The following is a 14,869-nucleotide window of genomic DNA, read 5'->3' on the forward strand; positions in this document are numbered from 1 at the left end:
GCGTGCGAGGTCAGGGCAGGGTGAGGATCTCCGCGCCCGAGTCCGTCACCACCAGCGTGTGCTCGAACTGCGCGGTCCGCCTGCGGTCCTTCGTCACGACCGTCCAGCCGTCGTCCCACATGTCGTACTCGTGGGTGCCGAGCGTCAGCATCGGCTCGATCGTGAAGGTCATCCCGGGCTGGATGACGGTCGTCGCGTGCGGGCTGTCGTAGTGCGGCACGATGAGCCCGGAGTGGAACGACGAGTTGATGCCGTGGCCGGTGAAGTCCCGCACCACCCCGTACCCGAACCGCTTGGCGTACGACTCGATGACCCGGCCGATGATGTTGATCTGCCGGCCCGGCTTGACCGCCTTGACCGCGCGGGCCAGCGACTCCCGGGTCCGCTCGACCAGCAGCCGGCTCTCCTCGTCCACGTCGCCGACCAGGTAGGTCGCGTTGTTGTCGCCGTGCACCCCGCCGATGTACGCCGTCACGTCGAGGTTCACGATGTCGCCGTCGCGCAGCACCGTGGAGTCGGGGATGCCGTGGCAGATGACCTCGTTGACCGAGCTGCACAGGGACTTCGGGTAGCCGCGGTAGCCGAGGGTCGAGGGGTAGGCGCCGTGGTCGCACATGTACTCGTGCGCCACCCGGTCCAGCTCGTCCGTCGTCACGCCGGGCGCGATGTGCTTCGCGGCCTCCTCCATCGCCCGCGCCGCGATCCGCCCGGCCACGCGCATCGCCTCGACGGTCTCGGGCGTCTGCACCTCCGGTCCGGTGTACGGGGTCGGCGCGGGTTTGCCGACGTACTCGGGTCGGCGGATGTTTCCGGGCACGGAACGGGTGGGAGACAGCTCCCCTGGTACGAGCAGCGACTGGCCAGACATGCCGCGAGTCTAACCAGCGGCCGTGGGGGAACATGTCGGTGGCGAGAGGAGCTGTCCATGGCCCTGTTCAAGAAGCGCACGGTCGGCAAACCGGGCGAGTGGTACTACTGCCTGGAACACCAGAAGGTCGAGGAGGGCCCGGACTGCCCGGGCAAGGACCGCTTCGGACCGTACGCCTCCCGCACCGAGGCCGAGCACGCGATGCAGACCGCCCGCGAGCGCAACCTCGAGTGGGAGAACGACCCCCGGTGGCACGACGCCTCCTCGGCGGGGAGTGCGGACGGCGACCGGGACGACTGATCAGCCGCTCGCGGCGTCGGCTGCGCGTTTCGCGCGCAGCCGCACCGCGTGCTCGTTCGTCCGGGCGTCGTACGTCATCATCGTCGGCAGGCACAGCGCCAGCAGCCCCACCGCGCCCGCGCACAGCAGCCCGCCCGACCACACCGAGGCCCGCACCCCGGCGAGCGCGGCCGTGCCGCCCGCCCGGACCTGGCCGAGCTGCGGCCCCACCGAGTACGACAGCAGCTCGATCCCGGCGAGCCGGCCGCGCAGCTCGTCCGGGATGGTCTGGTTCCACATCGCGCTGCGGAAGACGCCGCTGACCATGTCGCAGGCCCCGGCGAGGACGAAGCACAGCAGCACCAGCCACACGTTCCCGGCGAAGCCCGCCGCGGCGATCGCCACGCCCCACCCGGCCGCCGCGAGCACCACCATCCGCCCGTGCCGGTGCACCCGCGACGTCCAGCCGCTGCTCACGCTCACCAGCAGCGACCCGGCCGGGATCGCCGCGTACATCAGCCCGAGCGACCACTCGGCGTCCAGCTCGTCGGCCAGGAACGGCAGCACCGCGAGCGGCATCGCCAGCAGCATCGCCGCGACGTCGACCGCGTAGGTGCCCAGCAGTTCCTTGCGGCTCCACGCGTACCGGGCGCCCTCGGCGATCGCCGCCCAGGACGGCCTGCGCGCCTCGTGCGAGGCGGGCGAGGCGGCGAGCCCCACCACCAGGGCCACCGACGCGGCGAAGGTGACCAGGTCCACCGCGTACGCCCAGCCGAGCCCCGCGTACGCCACCACCACGCCCGCCAGCGCCGGTCCGGCGATCCCGCCGACCTGCCAGCGCAGCGCGTTCAGCGAGGCGGCGGCCGGCAGGTGCTCGTGGGCCACGATCCGCGGGATCAGCGAGTCCAGGGCCGGGCGCTGGACCGCGCCGAGCGCCGAGGTGAACGCGGCGATCACGTACAGCGGCCAGACGGCGGGGCTCGGCATCAGCGCGTTGACCAGCAGCGCCGCGCACAGCACGCCCTGACCGGCCTCCGTCCACAGGATCAGCCGCCGCTTGTCCCAGGCGTCGGCCAGCGCGCCGCCGTACAGCCCGAACACCACGAGCGGCACCAGCTCCACGGCACCGATCGCACCCACCGCCGCCGCCGAGCCCGTCAGCTCCTTGATCTGCACCGGCAGCGCGACGAACGTCAGGAAGCTCCCGAAGTTCGTGATCAGCCCCGAGACCCACAACCGCCGGAAGTCCCGCGAGGCCCGCCAGGGGGAGAGGTCGGGAAGCAGGGCCCGCAGGCCGGCGGTCGGGGCGGGCGGCGGGGCGGTGGGTTCGTCGACGGGTCCGTCGACGGGTTCGTCGGCGCGTCCGTCGGCGGGTCCGTCGGCGGGTCCGTCGGCGGTCGCGCCGGTGGGGGAGGTCTCGGTCACGAGGGGTCATCGTCCGGGGGCCGCACGAGCGCGGGCAACCGGTTTTCGCGCGCTGGTCACCGGTCGGACGGCGGCGGCGTGGTCAGCCGGCCGGCCGGACGGGACGGACGGGACGAGGGCCCGGAAGCGGCGGCGGGGCAGGAGCGCGGGGTGACCGGCTGCTGCGGCGGCGGTGCCGTCGGGAGCCGGGTGGGCCGGGGCGGGTGGTTCCGGGGCGGCGGGGCCGTGCGTTTCCGGTCCGGTGTCACCATCCCGACGGCGGCGGGGCCGTCAGGTGGTCGGCCAGGCGGGAGAGGCGGTCGCGGAAGCGGCGGCGGCCCCGGGGCGGCGGCACCGCGTTCTCCCCGGCCGAGGCGCTGACCAGGTGCTGCACCGTGTCCAGGTCCAGCTCGGCGCCGTCCGGGACGGTCAGCGTCTCGTGCGCCATCGCCGTCAGCTCCCGCTCGCCCGGCTCGCGGTCGGTGCCCAGCGCCAGCACCGTCGCACCCGCCCGGCGGGCGTCGTGCACCCGTTCCAGGAGCGGCGCGCCGGGATCGTCGGGCGTGACCACCAGCAGCGTCTCGCCGCGCCGGGCCGCCGCCAGCCGCCCGAGGCCGACCGCGAGGTGCGCCGGGTCCGAGGGGCGCGCGTCGTGCCGGACCAGCGTGGGCGCCAGCTCCGGTGTCCCCGACCAGGCGGCCTCGTCCACCAGGTGCGCCGCCAGGTGCCAGGGCTCGAACCCGGGGGTGCCCACCAGCAGCAGACCGCCCCCGTGCGGGACCACCGACCCCCGCAGCGCCCCCGCGAACCTCCGGGTGGCCCCCAGCCACTCGGTCCCGGCGAGCACTTCCCGCAGCAGCGCGACCCGTACGGCGTCCATGCCGCCGCATCCTGCCGCAACCCCCGCCGCGCGGTCCGGCGTTCGCCCCGGATTCACCCGGCCCGGGGACCGCCTTCCGCCGGGCGGGACCCGTACCGCTCGGCCGGCCGTCACGGACGTAGGGTCGCCCCATGACCTCTACCGACAGTGCTGCACAGAAGGCCCCCGGCAAGGCTCCGGCCAAGGACCCCTGGGACCTGCCCGACGTCTCCGGGCTGGTCGTCGGCGTGCTCGGCGGCACCGGCCCGCAGGGCAAGGGCCTCGCGTACCGCCTCGCCAAGGCCGGCCAGAAGGTGATCGTCGGCTCCCGCGCCGCCGAGCGCGCCGCGGCCGCCGCCGAGGAGATCGGGCACGGCGTCGAGGGTGCCGACAACGCCGAGACCGCGCGCCGCAGCGACGTCGTGATCGTCGCCGTACCGTGGGACGGGCACGGCAAGACCCTCGAATCCCTGCGCGCGGAACTGTCCGGCAAGCTCGTCGTCGACTGCGTCAACCCGCTCGGCTTCGACAAGAAGGGCGCCTACGCGCTCAAGCCCGAGGAGGGCAGCGCCGCCGAGCAGGCCGCCGCCCTGCTGCCGGACAGCCGGGTCGCCGCCGCCTTCCACCACCTCTCGGCGGTCCTCCTCCAGGACCCGGAGATCGACGAGATCGACACCGATGTGATGGTGCTCGGCGAGGAGCGGGCGGACGTGGAGATCGTGCAGGCCCTCGCGGGCCGCATCCCCGGCATGCGCGGCGTCTTCGCCGGACGGCTGCGCAACGCCCACCAGGTCGAGTCGCTGGTCGCCAACCTGATCTCCGTCAACCGCCGCTACAAGGCGCACGCCGGGCTCCGCGTCACGGACGTATGAGGCGATGGGGGACACTGGTCGGTACCAGTGTCCCCCCGACAGGAGCCGTTCCCATGCCCCGCCTCGCCCTCTACGCCCTGGTCGTCTGCGTACTCGCCGTGGCCGCCGCCGTCGTCTCCTTCGTGCAGGGCAGCGTCGTGATCGGCGTGGTGTGGGTGCTGCTGTCGGGGCTGTCGTCGAACATGTGCTGGTACTACGCCAAGCGCGGCCGGGACGCCCGCCGCGCCGCCTCGTCCGCGTCGTCCACGTCCGTCACCGGCTGAGCGGCCTCATCCGCCCGGCGTGCACAGCGGATCGGTCTGCCAGAAGCGGTACAGCTCGAAGCCGCAGTACGTGTCGATCTCGCCGATCCCCAGGCCCCGCAGCAGCGCGTCGATCACGTCGAAGAACACGCCGTTGAGCGCCGGGATCCACAGCAGCGCGAACACGATCAGCAGCCCGAACGGCGCGAGCGGCTCCACCTGCCGCCGCACGTTGTACGACAGCCAGGGCTCGATCACGCCGTAGCCGTCCAGGCCCGGCACCGGCAGGAAGTTCAGGATCGCGGCCGTGACCTGGAGCAGCGCGAGGAACGCCAGCGCCAGCCGGAAGTCGCGCGGCACGCCGTCCAGCGCGTCCAGCCAGAACGGCGCCGTGCACACGACGGCGAACAGCACGTTCGTCAGCGGGCCCGCCGCCGAGATGAGGCTGTGCCGCCAGCGTCCCCGGATCCGCCCGCGCTCGATGAAGACGGCGCCGCCGGGCAGCCCGATCCCGCCCATGATCACGAAGAGGACGGGCAGGACGATGCTGAGCAGGGCGTGCGTGTACTTCACCGGGTTCAGCGTGAGGTAGCCCTTCGCGCCGACCGAGATGTCACCGCTGTGCAGCGCGGTGCGGGCGTGCGCGTACTCGTGCAGGCACAGCGAGACGACCCAGGCCGCCGTCACGAACAGGAACACCGCGAGACCCGGCTGCTCGGCGAACCCGGTCCAGGTGGCCCAGCCCGTGACCGCGGCGACGGCGACGATCCCGAGGAAGACGGGACTGATCCTCCGGTCGCTGGGACGGGCGGTGGCGGTGGACATGGGACTCCCTGACTGTCGGGCACGCGTGACGGGCACCCGCGGGGTGCGGGACTGCCCGACCGTACCGGGCGCACGGGGAGAACGTCTCGTGCGGGGCGGACGGTTCCGGGCCGGTGCGGACGGTTCCGGGGAGCGGGGCGCGGGGCGCGGGGAGCGAGAGCGGGGCGCGGGAAGCGGAGCGCAGGGCGCGGGAAGCGGGGCCGTGCGGGCCCGGCCACGCCGTGCGGCCAAAACCCCGTGACCGGCTCCGACGGCAGCGGGGACAATGGGCCCGTGCGCTATCGCATTCTCGGCTCCACACAGGTACTCCGTCCCGACGGCACGGCCGTCCCGCTCGGCGGGGCGCGGCTGCGCGCCCTGCTGTCCGTGCTCGCCCTCCGGGCCGGCCGCGCCGTCCCCGCGGGGCTGCTGGTGGAGGAGGTCTGGGACGGGGACCCGCCCGCCGACGCGCCGGGTGCCCTTCAGGCGCTGGTCGGGCGGTTGCGCCGGACGCTGGGCGCGGACTCGGTCGCCTCCGTCGACGGCGGCTACCGGCTCGCCGCCGCCCCCGACGACGTCGACCTGCACCGCTTCGACCGGCTCGCGGGGGAGGGCATCCGCGCCCTCGCCGACGGCGACCCGGCCAAGGCCGCCGTGGTGCTCGACGACGCCCTCGCCCTGTGGCGGGACCCCGTCCTGCCCGACCTGCCCGACCGCACCGCCGAGACGGCCCGCTGGACGACCCGGCGCCTGGACGCGCTGCGCGCCCGCCACACCGCCGCGCTGGAGCTCCGGCAGGCCGAGCACTCGCTGCCCGAGCTGACCGCGCTGTGCGACAGCCACCCCCTGGACGAGCCCCTCCAGGCGCTGCGACTGCGCGCCCTGCGCGACGCCGGCCGCACCGCCGAGGCACTGGCCGCCTACGCGTCCGTACGCCGCGTCCTCGCCGACCGCCTCGGCACCGAGCCGGGCCCCGAGCTGCGGGCCCTGCACGCGAAGCTGCTCAGTCCCTCACCCACCCCGGAACCCGGTCCCGCACCCGGCCCCGCCCGGTCGTCCGACGCCGCCCTGTCGTCCGGCCCGGTGCCCGGCGCGGGTGTGGCGTCCGGCGCGGACCCTGCGTCCGGTCCTGCCCCGGGACCCGGCTCGAAGCGGTGGCCCGCCTCCGGGACGGCGCAGGGACCCGCCACCACACTGGGTACGGCACCGGCCCCCGGCGCGGTCCCGGGCGCGGGTACGGCGTCGGCGCCGGGCAGGGCTCCTGCCGCCTCCGGCGCGGCGCCCGCCTCCGGCGCGGTGCCCGAGCCCGTCCCCGCGCGTGCCCCGGGGGGACTCCGCCCCCGCGGCAACCTGCGCGCCCGGCTCACCTCCTTCGTCGGGCGGGACGGTGACGTGGAGGCGCTGCGGGCCGATCTGGCGGCCACCCGGCTCGTGACCCTGCTCGGGCCCGGCGGCGCCGGGAAGACCCGGCTGTCGCAGGAGGCCGCCGAGGGGGCCGGGGACACGGCGCGGGACGGCGTGTGGCTGGCCGAGCTGGCCCCCGTGGACGACCCCGCGGACGTACCGGAGGCCGTGCTGACCGCCGTCGGCGCCCGCGAGACCGTGCTCTACCGCGCCGGTGCCGAGGAGATGCGGGCCGCAACCGCCTCCGAGGGGCAGGACACCGCCGTCGAGCGGCTCGTCGAGCACTGCGGCCGGCGCCGCATGCTGATCGTCCTCGACAACTGCGAACACGTCGTCGACGCCGCCGCCCGCCTCGCCGAGGAACTCCTCGCCCGCTGCCCCCACCTGACCGTCCTCGCCACCAGCCGCGAACCCCTCGGCGTGCCGGGGGAGTCGCTGCGCCCCGTGGAGCCGCTGCCCGAGCCCGCCGCGCTGCGCCTGCTCGCCGACCGGGGCGCGGCCGCCCGCCCCGGCTTCCGCGTCGACGCCGACGAGGAGACCGCCGCCGCCTGCGCCGAGATCTGCCGCCGCCTCGACGGCCTGCCGCTGGCCATCGAACTGGCCGCCGCCCGGCTGCGCATGCTCACCCCGCGCCAGATCGCCGAGCGGCTCGACGACCGCTTCCGCCTGCTCACCTCGGGCAGCCGTACCGTCCTGCCCCGCCAGCAGACCCTGCGTGCGGTCGTCGACTGGTCCTGGGACCTGCTCGACGCGGACGAGCGCGACGTGCTGGGGCGGCTGTCCGTCTTCGCGGGCGGCTGCGACCTCGCCGCCGCCGAGGCCGTGTGCGGGCCCGCCGCGCTGGACGCCCTCGGCTCCCTCGTCGACAAGTCCCTCGTCGTGGCCGCTCCGGTGACCGACCGCCTGTCCGGCGACGGCATGCGCTACCGGCTCCTGGAGACCGTCGCCGAGTACGCGGGCGAGCGCCTCGACGAGACCGGCGGACGCGCCGCCGCGGCCCGCGCCCATCTGACGTACTACCGCGAACTCGCCCGCACCACCGACCCGTTGCTGCGCGGTTCGCAGCAGCTCGCCGCCATCGAGCGGCTGGAGCGCGAGTACGAGAACCTGCGCACCGCCCTGCGCCACGCCGTCGCCGAGCGCGACGAGCAGGAGGCGCTGTGCCTGGCGCTGTCGCTGGTCTGGTACTGGCAGATGCGCGACCTGCGGGTGGAGGCCCGGAACTGGTTCGTCGAGGTGATGGCACTCGGCCCGGACCCCTTCGCGGAACCGGGCACCCTCGCCCAGCCGGTGTGGGAGCGGTGCACCTCCGCCCCGCCCCCGATGACCGGCGAGGTCCTCGCCGAGGCCTGGCGCGGGGTGCACCTGGCCCATCTGGCCTGCATGGACACGGAGCTGGACGCGTGGCAGAACCCGGCGGCCCAGCGCAAGCTGCGGGTCATCGCGGACGCCTACGAGCCGGGGATGCCGCAGACCTGTTCCAGCCCCGGCCTGCTCTGGTTCTACTCCGTGATGCTCACCGGTGACATGGAACGGCTGCGCAAGATCATGGACGCCACCGTGCGCACCTGCCGCGAGACCCCGGGCTACGAGTGGGAGCTGGCCGGCGGCTTGCAGATGCGTGCCAACATGCTCGCCAACCGCACCGACTGGGCGGGCGACGCGGTCCGCGACGCCGACGAGTCGCTGGAGATCTACCACCGGCTCGGCGACGCCTGGGGCATGGCCGAGGCCCTCTCCGGGCGCGCCGAGGCCCGCGAGCGCGTCGGCGAGTACCAGCGCGCCGCCGCCGACTACCGGGCCGCCGCGCGGCACGCCGAGCGGCTCGGCGCCCACGCCCAGGTGGACATCCTCGACGCCCGCCTCGGCAGCGTGCTCCTCGAGGCGGGCGACACGGAGCAGGGCGAGCGGGTGCTGCGCGGGGTGATCGACCGCACGGCCGGGACGGGGCACAACGGCGCGATGCCCGCGGCCCGGCTGTTCCTCGCCGGGCACCTGGGCATGACGGGGCGTACGGCCGAGGCCGGCGAGCAGCTGCGGCTGCTGCGCGAGGAGTTCTCCATCGCCCACTTCGTCGTCTTCGACGCCTTCATCCTCGCCGCGGAGGCGTGGCTCGCCACGCTGGAGGACCGGCACGAGGACTGCCTGACCCGGATCCGCAAGTCGCTGGAGCGGGCCGAGGACCCGTTGTCCACGGCGATCGCCCCGCACATGCGCTCGGCGTACCTGACCATCGCCGCGATGGCCCTGGCCCGCCTGGACGGCGGCGACCGGGCCGCGGACGGCGCCCGGTGCCTCGGCGCGGCCGACGCGATGCTGCCGCCCGGGCACGTGTCGACGGGCATGGAGCGCGACGCGCGCGGGCGGGCCGTCCAACGCGTCCGCGAGACGCTCGGCGGCGAGGCGTACGACACCGCGTACGCCGAGGGCGGCCGGCTCTCCCCGCAGGAGGCCGTCGCCCTCGTCTGACGCCTGCCACACGGGCGCGGATCAGGACTTCGTACGGAACTTGTGGATGGCGATCGGTGCCATCACCGCCGTCAGCGCGGCGGACCAGGCCAGCGTCACCCACAGGTCGTGCGCGACGGGACCGCCCAGCATCAGCCCGCGCGCGGTGTCCGCCAGCGAGGACAGCGGGTTGTAGTCCGTGAACGATTGCAGCCATCCCGGCATCGAGTCGGTCGGCGCGAAGATCGACGAACCGAACTGCAACGGCATCAGCACCAGGAACCCCATCGCCTGCACGGACTGCGCGTTCTTCATGACCACGCCGAGGGTCAGGAACACCCACATCAGCGCCGAGCCGAACACCGCGGACAGCCCCACCGAGGCCAGCAGCCCCGCCCAGTCGGTGATGTCGAAGCCGACCAGGACGGCGACGACCATCAGCACCGCGGTCGCGAACAGCATCCGCAGCAGCTCCACCGCGATCTTCGCGAACAGCACCGAGCCGCGGCCGATCGGCAGCGACCGGAAGCGGTCCATGACACCGGAGTTGAAGTCCTGGTTGAAGCCGGTGCCGACCCCCTGGGCCATGTTCATGCCCATCATGGCCATCAGGCCGGGGATGACGTACTGCACGTACGCCTGCTGACCGCCGCCCAGGGACTGCCCGATGGAGCCGCCGAACACGTACACGAACAGCAGCGTGAAGACGATCGGGAAGAGGATGGCGTCGAACATCGACTCCGGGTCCTGCCGGATCCACAACAGGTTGCGGCGGATCAGCGCGCTGGTGTGCCGGAGGTGGGCGCGCGGGGTGATCCGCGCGTCCGGGGTGGTCAGGGTCTCGGGGGCGTACGTGGCGGCGCTCATACGGCGACCTCCTCGCGGGTGTCGTCGGCGGCCGGGGCGGGGTCCTGCGGGGAACTGGCGCGGTGCCCGGTGAGGGACAGGAAGACCTCGTCCAGGCTGGGCAGTTCGGTGGTGACGGCGGAGACGGTGATGCCGCGCGCGGTGACCGCGCCGACCACGGCCGTCAGCTGCTCGTCGCTGAGGATCGGCACCAGCACGGTCCCGCGCTCGGTGTCCACCGTGGAACTGGCGAGCCCGGTGATGCCCAGCTCGTCCAGGTAGGCGGCGAGCGGACGCAGCTGAAGCGGGTCGGCCGGGCGGACCCGCAGGGTGCGGCCGCCGACCTTGGCCTTCAGCTCCTCGATGCCGCCGTTCGCGATGACCTTGCCGCGGTCCACGACGGTCAGCTCGGTGGCGAGCTGCTCGGCCTCCTCCATGTACTGGGTGGTGAGCAGCACGGTCACGCCGTCGCCGACCATGCGCTTGACCTCGTCCCACACCTCGTTGCGGGTGCGCGGGTCGAGACCGGTGGTGGGCTCGTCCAGGAACAGCACGGCCGGGTGCCCGATCATGGAGGCGGCCAGGTCGAGCCGGCGCCGCATGCCGCCGGAGTAGGTGGACGCGGGCCGCTTGCCCGCCTCGGTGAGCGAGAACCGCTCCAGCAGCTCGTCGGCGCGGGCGCGCGCGTCCCGGCGGGACAGGTCGAGCAGCCGGCCGATCATGTAGAGGTTCTCCCAGCCGGGGAGCTTCTCGTCCACGGAGGCGTACTGCCCGGTCAGCCCTATGACGCGGCGCAGCTGCCGCGGCTGCCGCAGGACGTCGTACCCGACGACGTGCGCCTGGCCGGAGTCGGGGGTGATGAGGGTGGACAGGATGCGTACGAGGGTGGTCTTGCCGGCGCCGTTCGGCCCGAGCACGCCCATCACGGTGCCCTCGCGCACGTCCAGGTCGACGCCGTCCAGCGCCTTGGTCTCGCCGTAGTGCTTGACCAGCCCCCGCACGGTGACCGCGCTGTCCGCGGCCCGGGGGATGTCGTCGATTGGCTTCATGTCCCAGACGATGACAGGCCCCACCGACAAACCGCCGACATCCCGCCGACAGCGCGCCCGGCAACCACTCGGCCCCGCCGACGGGGGAAGATCGGCGGGGCCGGTGGCCGTACCGCGGTGGTCTACCGGGGGGACGGAGCTGGTCGACGGAGCGGGTGGACGGAGCTGGTCGACGGAGCTAGTGGACGGAGTGCTCGTCCGCGGGGAACGTGCCGCCGACGACGTCCTCGGCGTACGCCTTCGCCGCGTCGCCCATGACCTTGCGCAGGTCGGCGTACTGCTTGACGAACTTCGGCATCCGGCCGCCGGTCAGCCCGAGCATGTCGGTCCACACCAGCACCTGGGCGTCGGTGTCCGGGCCCGCGCCGATCCCGACCGTCGGGATGTGCAGCGTCCGCGTCACCTCGGCGGCCAGCTCGGCCGGCACCAGCTCCAGGACGACTGCGAAGGCGCCCGCGTCCTGCACCGCCTTGGCGTCGCGCAGCAGCTGCTGGGCCGCCTCCTCGCCGCGGCCCTGCACCCGGTAGCCCATGGAGTTGACGGACTGCGGGGTGAGGCCGATGTGCGCCATCACCGGGATGCCGGACTCCACCAGCAGCTCGATCTGCCGGTGCGAGCGCTCGCCGCCCTCCAGCTTGACCGCCCCGACGCCGGCCTCCTTGACCAGCCGGGTCGCCGAGCGCAGCGCCTGCACCGGTCCCTCCTGGTAGGAGCCGAAGGGCAGGTCGCCCACGATCAGGGCGCGGCTGGTGCCCCGGACGACCGCGGCCGAGAGCATCGTCATCTCGTCCAGCGTGACGGGCACGGTGGTCTCGTAGCCGAGGTGGCAGTTGCCCGCGGAGTCGCCGACGAGCATCACCGGGATGCCGGACTCGTCGAAGACGGACGCGGTCATCGCGTCGTACGCGGTGAGCATGGGCCACTTCTCGCCGCGCTCCTTGGCGGCGGTGATGTCCCGGACGGTGATACGGCGGTTGATCTTGCCCCCGTACAGCGCCCTGCTCCCGTCGGCGGGGGTGCGCTGCGGCGTCTGGGCAGCCGAAAGCTGCGTCATGGCAACGGCTCCTTCATGTCATCTCGAGGCGCCCTGACGGCGTCCCCGGATCCCTTCCATGGTGGCACTTGTGGCGCCCCGACGGCTAGGGGACCCCCGTCACGTCCCCCGTCCGGGGTCGGAGTGCGGCTCATGGGGTCAAATGTGCCCGTTCTGTCACAGAGGAGCCCGTCCCGGCACACTGCGGAACTCCGCGGCACGGCCCGTGCGTCCTCGTGCCGTACGGCCGTCCAGGGACGGCGGGATCGGAACCGATCATCCCCTATGGTGCTGAGTCACAGGGGGCGACGGTGTGCACAGCAGGCAGTGAGGCAACGGTATGGCGCAGCAGGCGTACATGACGGAGACGGACGGCGGCGGCTCGGACCCCGAGCGCCGGGAGAACCGGATTCGGCGCCTGTTCGACCGGGCCGTCAGCGGCTGGCGCGGCGACCGGCGGATCTGGCGCCGGGGCCTGGTCACGGCCGTGGTCGCCCTGCTCCTGTCGGCGGTCATGGCGGCCCACTCGCACATCCCGAACGCCATCGGCAACCTCGGCAGCCTCACCGAGACCTTCCTGCCGTGGTTCGGCCTGCTGATCCCGGTGCTGCTGGTGATCGCCCTGGTCCGCAAGTCGGCGACGGCCCTGATCGCGCTGATCGTGCCGGTGAGCGTGTGGCTCAACCTCTTCGGCGGCCTGCTCTTCGACAAGACCGGCTCCGGCGGCGACCTCACCGTGGCCACGCACAACGTCAACGCCGACAACGCCGACCCGGCGGGCACCGCCCGCGCCGTCGCCGCCGCCGGTGCGGACGTGATGGCCCTGGAGGAGCTGAAGGCGTCCGCCGTACCGACGTACGAGAAGGCGCTGGCGGCCAAGTACCCGCACCACGCGGTCGTCGGCACCGTCGGGCTGTGGAGCAAGTACCCGATCAGCGGGGTGAAGCCGGTCGACATCGAGCTGGGCTGGAAGCGCGCCATGCGCGCCACCGTCGCCACGCCGTCGGGACCGATCGCGGTGTACGTCGCCCACCTGCCCTCCGTACGGGTGAAGCTGGAGGCCGGATTCACCGCGCGGCAGCGGGACAAGAGCGCCGACGCCCTCGGCGAGGCCATCTCCGACGAGAAGCTGCCCCGCAAGATCCTCCTGGGCGACCTCAACGGCACCATGAACGACCGCTCGCTCACCGCGATCACCTCCCAGCTGCGCTCCCCGCAGGGCGCCGTGGGCGACGGCTTCGGCTTCAGCTGGCCGGCGTCCTTCCCGATGGCCCGCATCGACCAGATCCTGGTCACCGGCGTGGAACCGATGACCAGCTGGACCCTCCCGGCGACCGGCAGCGACCACCTGCCGATCGCCGCGCGTGTGAAGGTCGACACAACGGCTTCCTAGAATTCGTCCGCGGAATACCCGCCCTGAGAGTCTTTGTTCCGTACGGGAACATACAGTCGTCCCCGCCCGGCCCTCGCGGCCTCCCGTACGCAACCCCGCTCTCGAAAGGCGAGACCCCCTCATGCCCCTGGCCCTGCTCGCCCTTGCCGTGGGCGCCTTCGGCATCGGCACCACCGAGTTCGTGATGATGGGCCTGCTGCCCGACGTCGCGGACGACCTGGGCATCTCCATCCCCACCGCCGGCCACCTCGTCTCCGCCTACGCGCTCGGCGTCGTCATCGGCGCCCCGCTGCTCGCGGCGGCCACGACCCGGATGTCCCGCCGCACGGTCCTGATCGCCCTGATGGCGCTGTTCGTGGTGGGCAACGCCCTGTCGGCCGTCGCACCCGGCGAGATCTCCCTGCTGGCCGCCCGCTTCGTCAGCGGCCTGCCGCACGGCGCCTTCTTCGGCGTCGGCGCGGTCGTCGCCACCGGCATGGTCGCGCCGGAACGCCGGGCCCGCTCCGTCTCCCTGATGTTCCTCGGCCTCACCGTCGCCAACATCGTCGGCGTTCCCGCGGCCACCGCCATGGGCCAGCAGCTCGGCTGGCGGGCCACCTTCCTCGGCGTGAGCGCGATCGGCGTGGCGGCGATAGCGGCGCTGGCCGTCCTCATCCCGCGCGACAGCGCCCCCGCCCCCACCACGGGCCTGCGCGGCGAACTGGCCGCCCTGCGCTCCCTGCCCGTCTGGCTGGCGCTCGGCACGACGGTCGCCGGCTTCGGCGCGCTCTTCGCGGCCTACAGCTACATCACGCCGATGCTGACCGATGCCGCCGGGTTCGCCGAGACCAGCGTGACGCTGCTCCTCGCCCTCTTCGGCGTCGGCGCCACCGCGGGCAACCTGCTGGGCGGCCGCCTGGCCGACCACTCCCTGCGCGGCACCCTCTTCGGCGGCCTCGCCTCCCTCGTCGTGGTCCTGGCCCTCTTCCCCCTGCTGATGCGTACGCCGGTCACGGCGGCCGCGTCGGTGGCCCTGCTCGGCATGGCCGCCTTCGTCACCGGCTCCCCGCTCCAGCTCATGGTCATGGAGAAGGCCGCCGCGGCCCCCTCCCTGGCCTCCTCCGCCAACCAGGCCGCCTTCAACCTCGCCAACGCGGGCGGCGCCTGGATCGGCGGCCTCGCCCTGACCGCCGGATTCGGGGTCACCTCCCCGGCGACGGCGGGCGCGGCCCTGGCGGTCCTCGGCCTCGCGGTCGCGGGCACGGCGTGGACGGTGGACCGGCGTCGCGCGGTCCTCGCCCCGGCTCCCGGGCGCGAGCGCGTGGTCGCGGGGCACGTGCCGGAGACCGACCGGGCCGCATCCCACGCCGGAGTGACGGAGTGACCGTT

13 protein-coding genes are annotated in these 14,869 nt (G+C 73.9%); 6 read left to right on the plus strand and 7 right to left on the minus strand.

What is annotated here, in order from left to right; genetic code table 11:
* Positions 1–10: 10 nt before the first annotated feature.
* Positions 11–868 (minus strand): type I methionyl aminopeptidase, encoded by an 858-nt coding sequence (gene map, locus B9W62_RS27650; protein ID WP_087809695.1) that lies wholly within the window; start codon positions 866–868, stop codon positions 11–13.
* Positions 869–925: 57 nt separating this feature from the next.
* On the opposite strand from map, the gene B9W62_RS27655 reads away from it, so the two are divergent.
* Entirely contained in the window at positions 926–1,168 is a 243-nt protein-coding gene (locus tag B9W62_RS27655; protein WP_161379795.1) for a hypothetical protein, read from the plus strand.
* On the opposite strand, the gene B9W62_RS27660 is transcribed toward B9W62_RS27655, so the two are convergent.
* Positions 1,169–2,440, minus strand: a complete 1,272-nt coding sequence (locus B9W62_RS27660; protein WP_087812137.1) for an MFS transporter — start codon at positions 2,438–2,440, stop codon at positions 1,169–1,171.
* Positions 2,441–2,816: 376 nt separating this feature from the next.
* Positions 2,817–3,431, minus strand: a complete 615-nt coding sequence (locus tag B9W62_RS27665; protein ID WP_052839956.1) for a hypothetical protein — start codon at positions 3,429–3,431, stop codon at positions 2,817–2,819.
* Positions 3,432–3,562: 131 nt separating this feature from the next.
* On the opposite strand from B9W62_RS27665, the gene npdG reads away from it, so the two are divergent.
* Together npdG and B9W62_RS27675 are read left to right on the plus strand one after the other, a co-directional pair.
* Positions 3,563–4,282 carry an NADPH-dependent F420 reductase gene (npdG, locus tag B9W62_RS27670; RefSeq protein WP_087809696.1) on the plus strand — a complete coding sequence of 240 codons (720 nt, stop codon included), beginning with the start codon at positions 3,563–3,565 and terminating at the stop codon, positions 4,280–4,282.
* Between the two features lie 53 nt (positions 4,283–4,335).
* Entirely contained in the window at positions 4,336–4,545 is a 210-nt protein-coding gene (locus tag B9W62_RS27675) for a hypothetical protein (RefSeq protein ID WP_179235705.1), read from the plus strand.
* 6 nt (positions 4,546–4,551) lie between these two features.
* Here B9W62_RS27675 and B9W62_RS27680 read toward each other — a convergent pair whose 3' ends face one another.
* Complete coding sequence (locus B9W62_RS27680) at positions 4,552–5,349, minus strand: site-2 protease family protein (protein ID WP_087809698.1); 798 nt, start codon at positions 5,347–5,349, stop codon at positions 4,552–4,554.
* Between the two features lie 273 nt (positions 5,350–5,622).
* Here B9W62_RS27680 and B9W62_RS27685 point away from each other — a divergent pair, with 273 nt between their 5' ends.
* Positions 5,623–9,201, plus strand: a complete 3,579-nt coding sequence (locus B9W62_RS27685) for an AfsR/SARP family transcriptional regulator (RefSeq protein WP_256976615.1) — start codon at positions 5,623–5,625, stop codon at positions 9,199–9,201.
* 21 nt (positions 9,202–9,222) lie between these two features.
* On the opposite strand, the gene B9W62_RS27690 is transcribed toward B9W62_RS27685, so the two are convergent.
* The 3 genes from B9W62_RS27690 to panB all read right to left on the minus strand — a co-directional run bounded on the left by B9W62_RS27690 (position 9,223) and on the right by panB (position 12,129).
* On the minus strand, positions 9,223–10,047 hold the full coding sequence (locus B9W62_RS27690; RefSeq protein WP_087809700.1) for an ABC transporter permease: 825 nt from the start codon (positions 10,045–10,047) through the stop codon (positions 9,223–9,225).
* Positions 10,044–11,075, minus strand: coding sequence for an ATP-binding cassette domain-containing protein (locus tag B9W62_RS27695; RefSeq protein WP_087809701.1), 1,032 nt, complete (start codon positions 11,073–11,075; stop codon positions 10,044–10,046). The genes B9W62_RS27690 and B9W62_RS27695 overlap by 4 nt, the downstream gene beginning before the upstream one ends.
* A 178-nt stretch (positions 11,076–11,253) precedes the next feature.
* The gene (gene panB / locus B9W62_RS27700; RefSeq protein ID WP_087809702.1) at positions 11,254–12,129 is read right to left on the minus strand and encodes a 3-methyl-2-oxobutanoate hydroxymethyltransferase; all 876 of its coding nucleotides are present in this window, start codon (positions 12,127–12,129) and stop codon (positions 11,254–11,256) included.
* Positions 12,130–12,448: 319 nt separating this feature from the next.
* Between panB and B9W62_RS27705 the strand changes: the two genes are divergently transcribed.
* Complete coding sequence (locus B9W62_RS27705; RefSeq protein WP_087809703.1) at positions 12,449–13,501, plus strand: endonuclease/exonuclease/phosphatase family protein; 1,053 nt, start codon at positions 12,449–12,451, stop codon at positions 13,499–13,501.
* Between the two features lie 121 nt (positions 13,502–13,622).
* Positions 13,623–14,864 carry an MFS transporter gene (locus B9W62_RS27710; RefSeq protein ID WP_087809704.1) on the plus strand — a complete coding sequence of 414 codons (1,242 nt, stop codon included), beginning with the start codon at positions 13,623–13,625 and terminating at the stop codon, positions 14,862–14,864.
* The last annotated feature ends 5 nt before the right edge of the window (positions 14,865–14,869 follow it).

Origin of the sequence: Streptomyces sp. CS113 (assembly GCF_002188365.1) — a bacterium.
GTDB classification, from domain to species: domain Bacteria; phylum Actinomycetota; class Actinomycetes; order Streptomycetales; family Streptomycetaceae; genus Streptomyces; species Streptomyces tendae.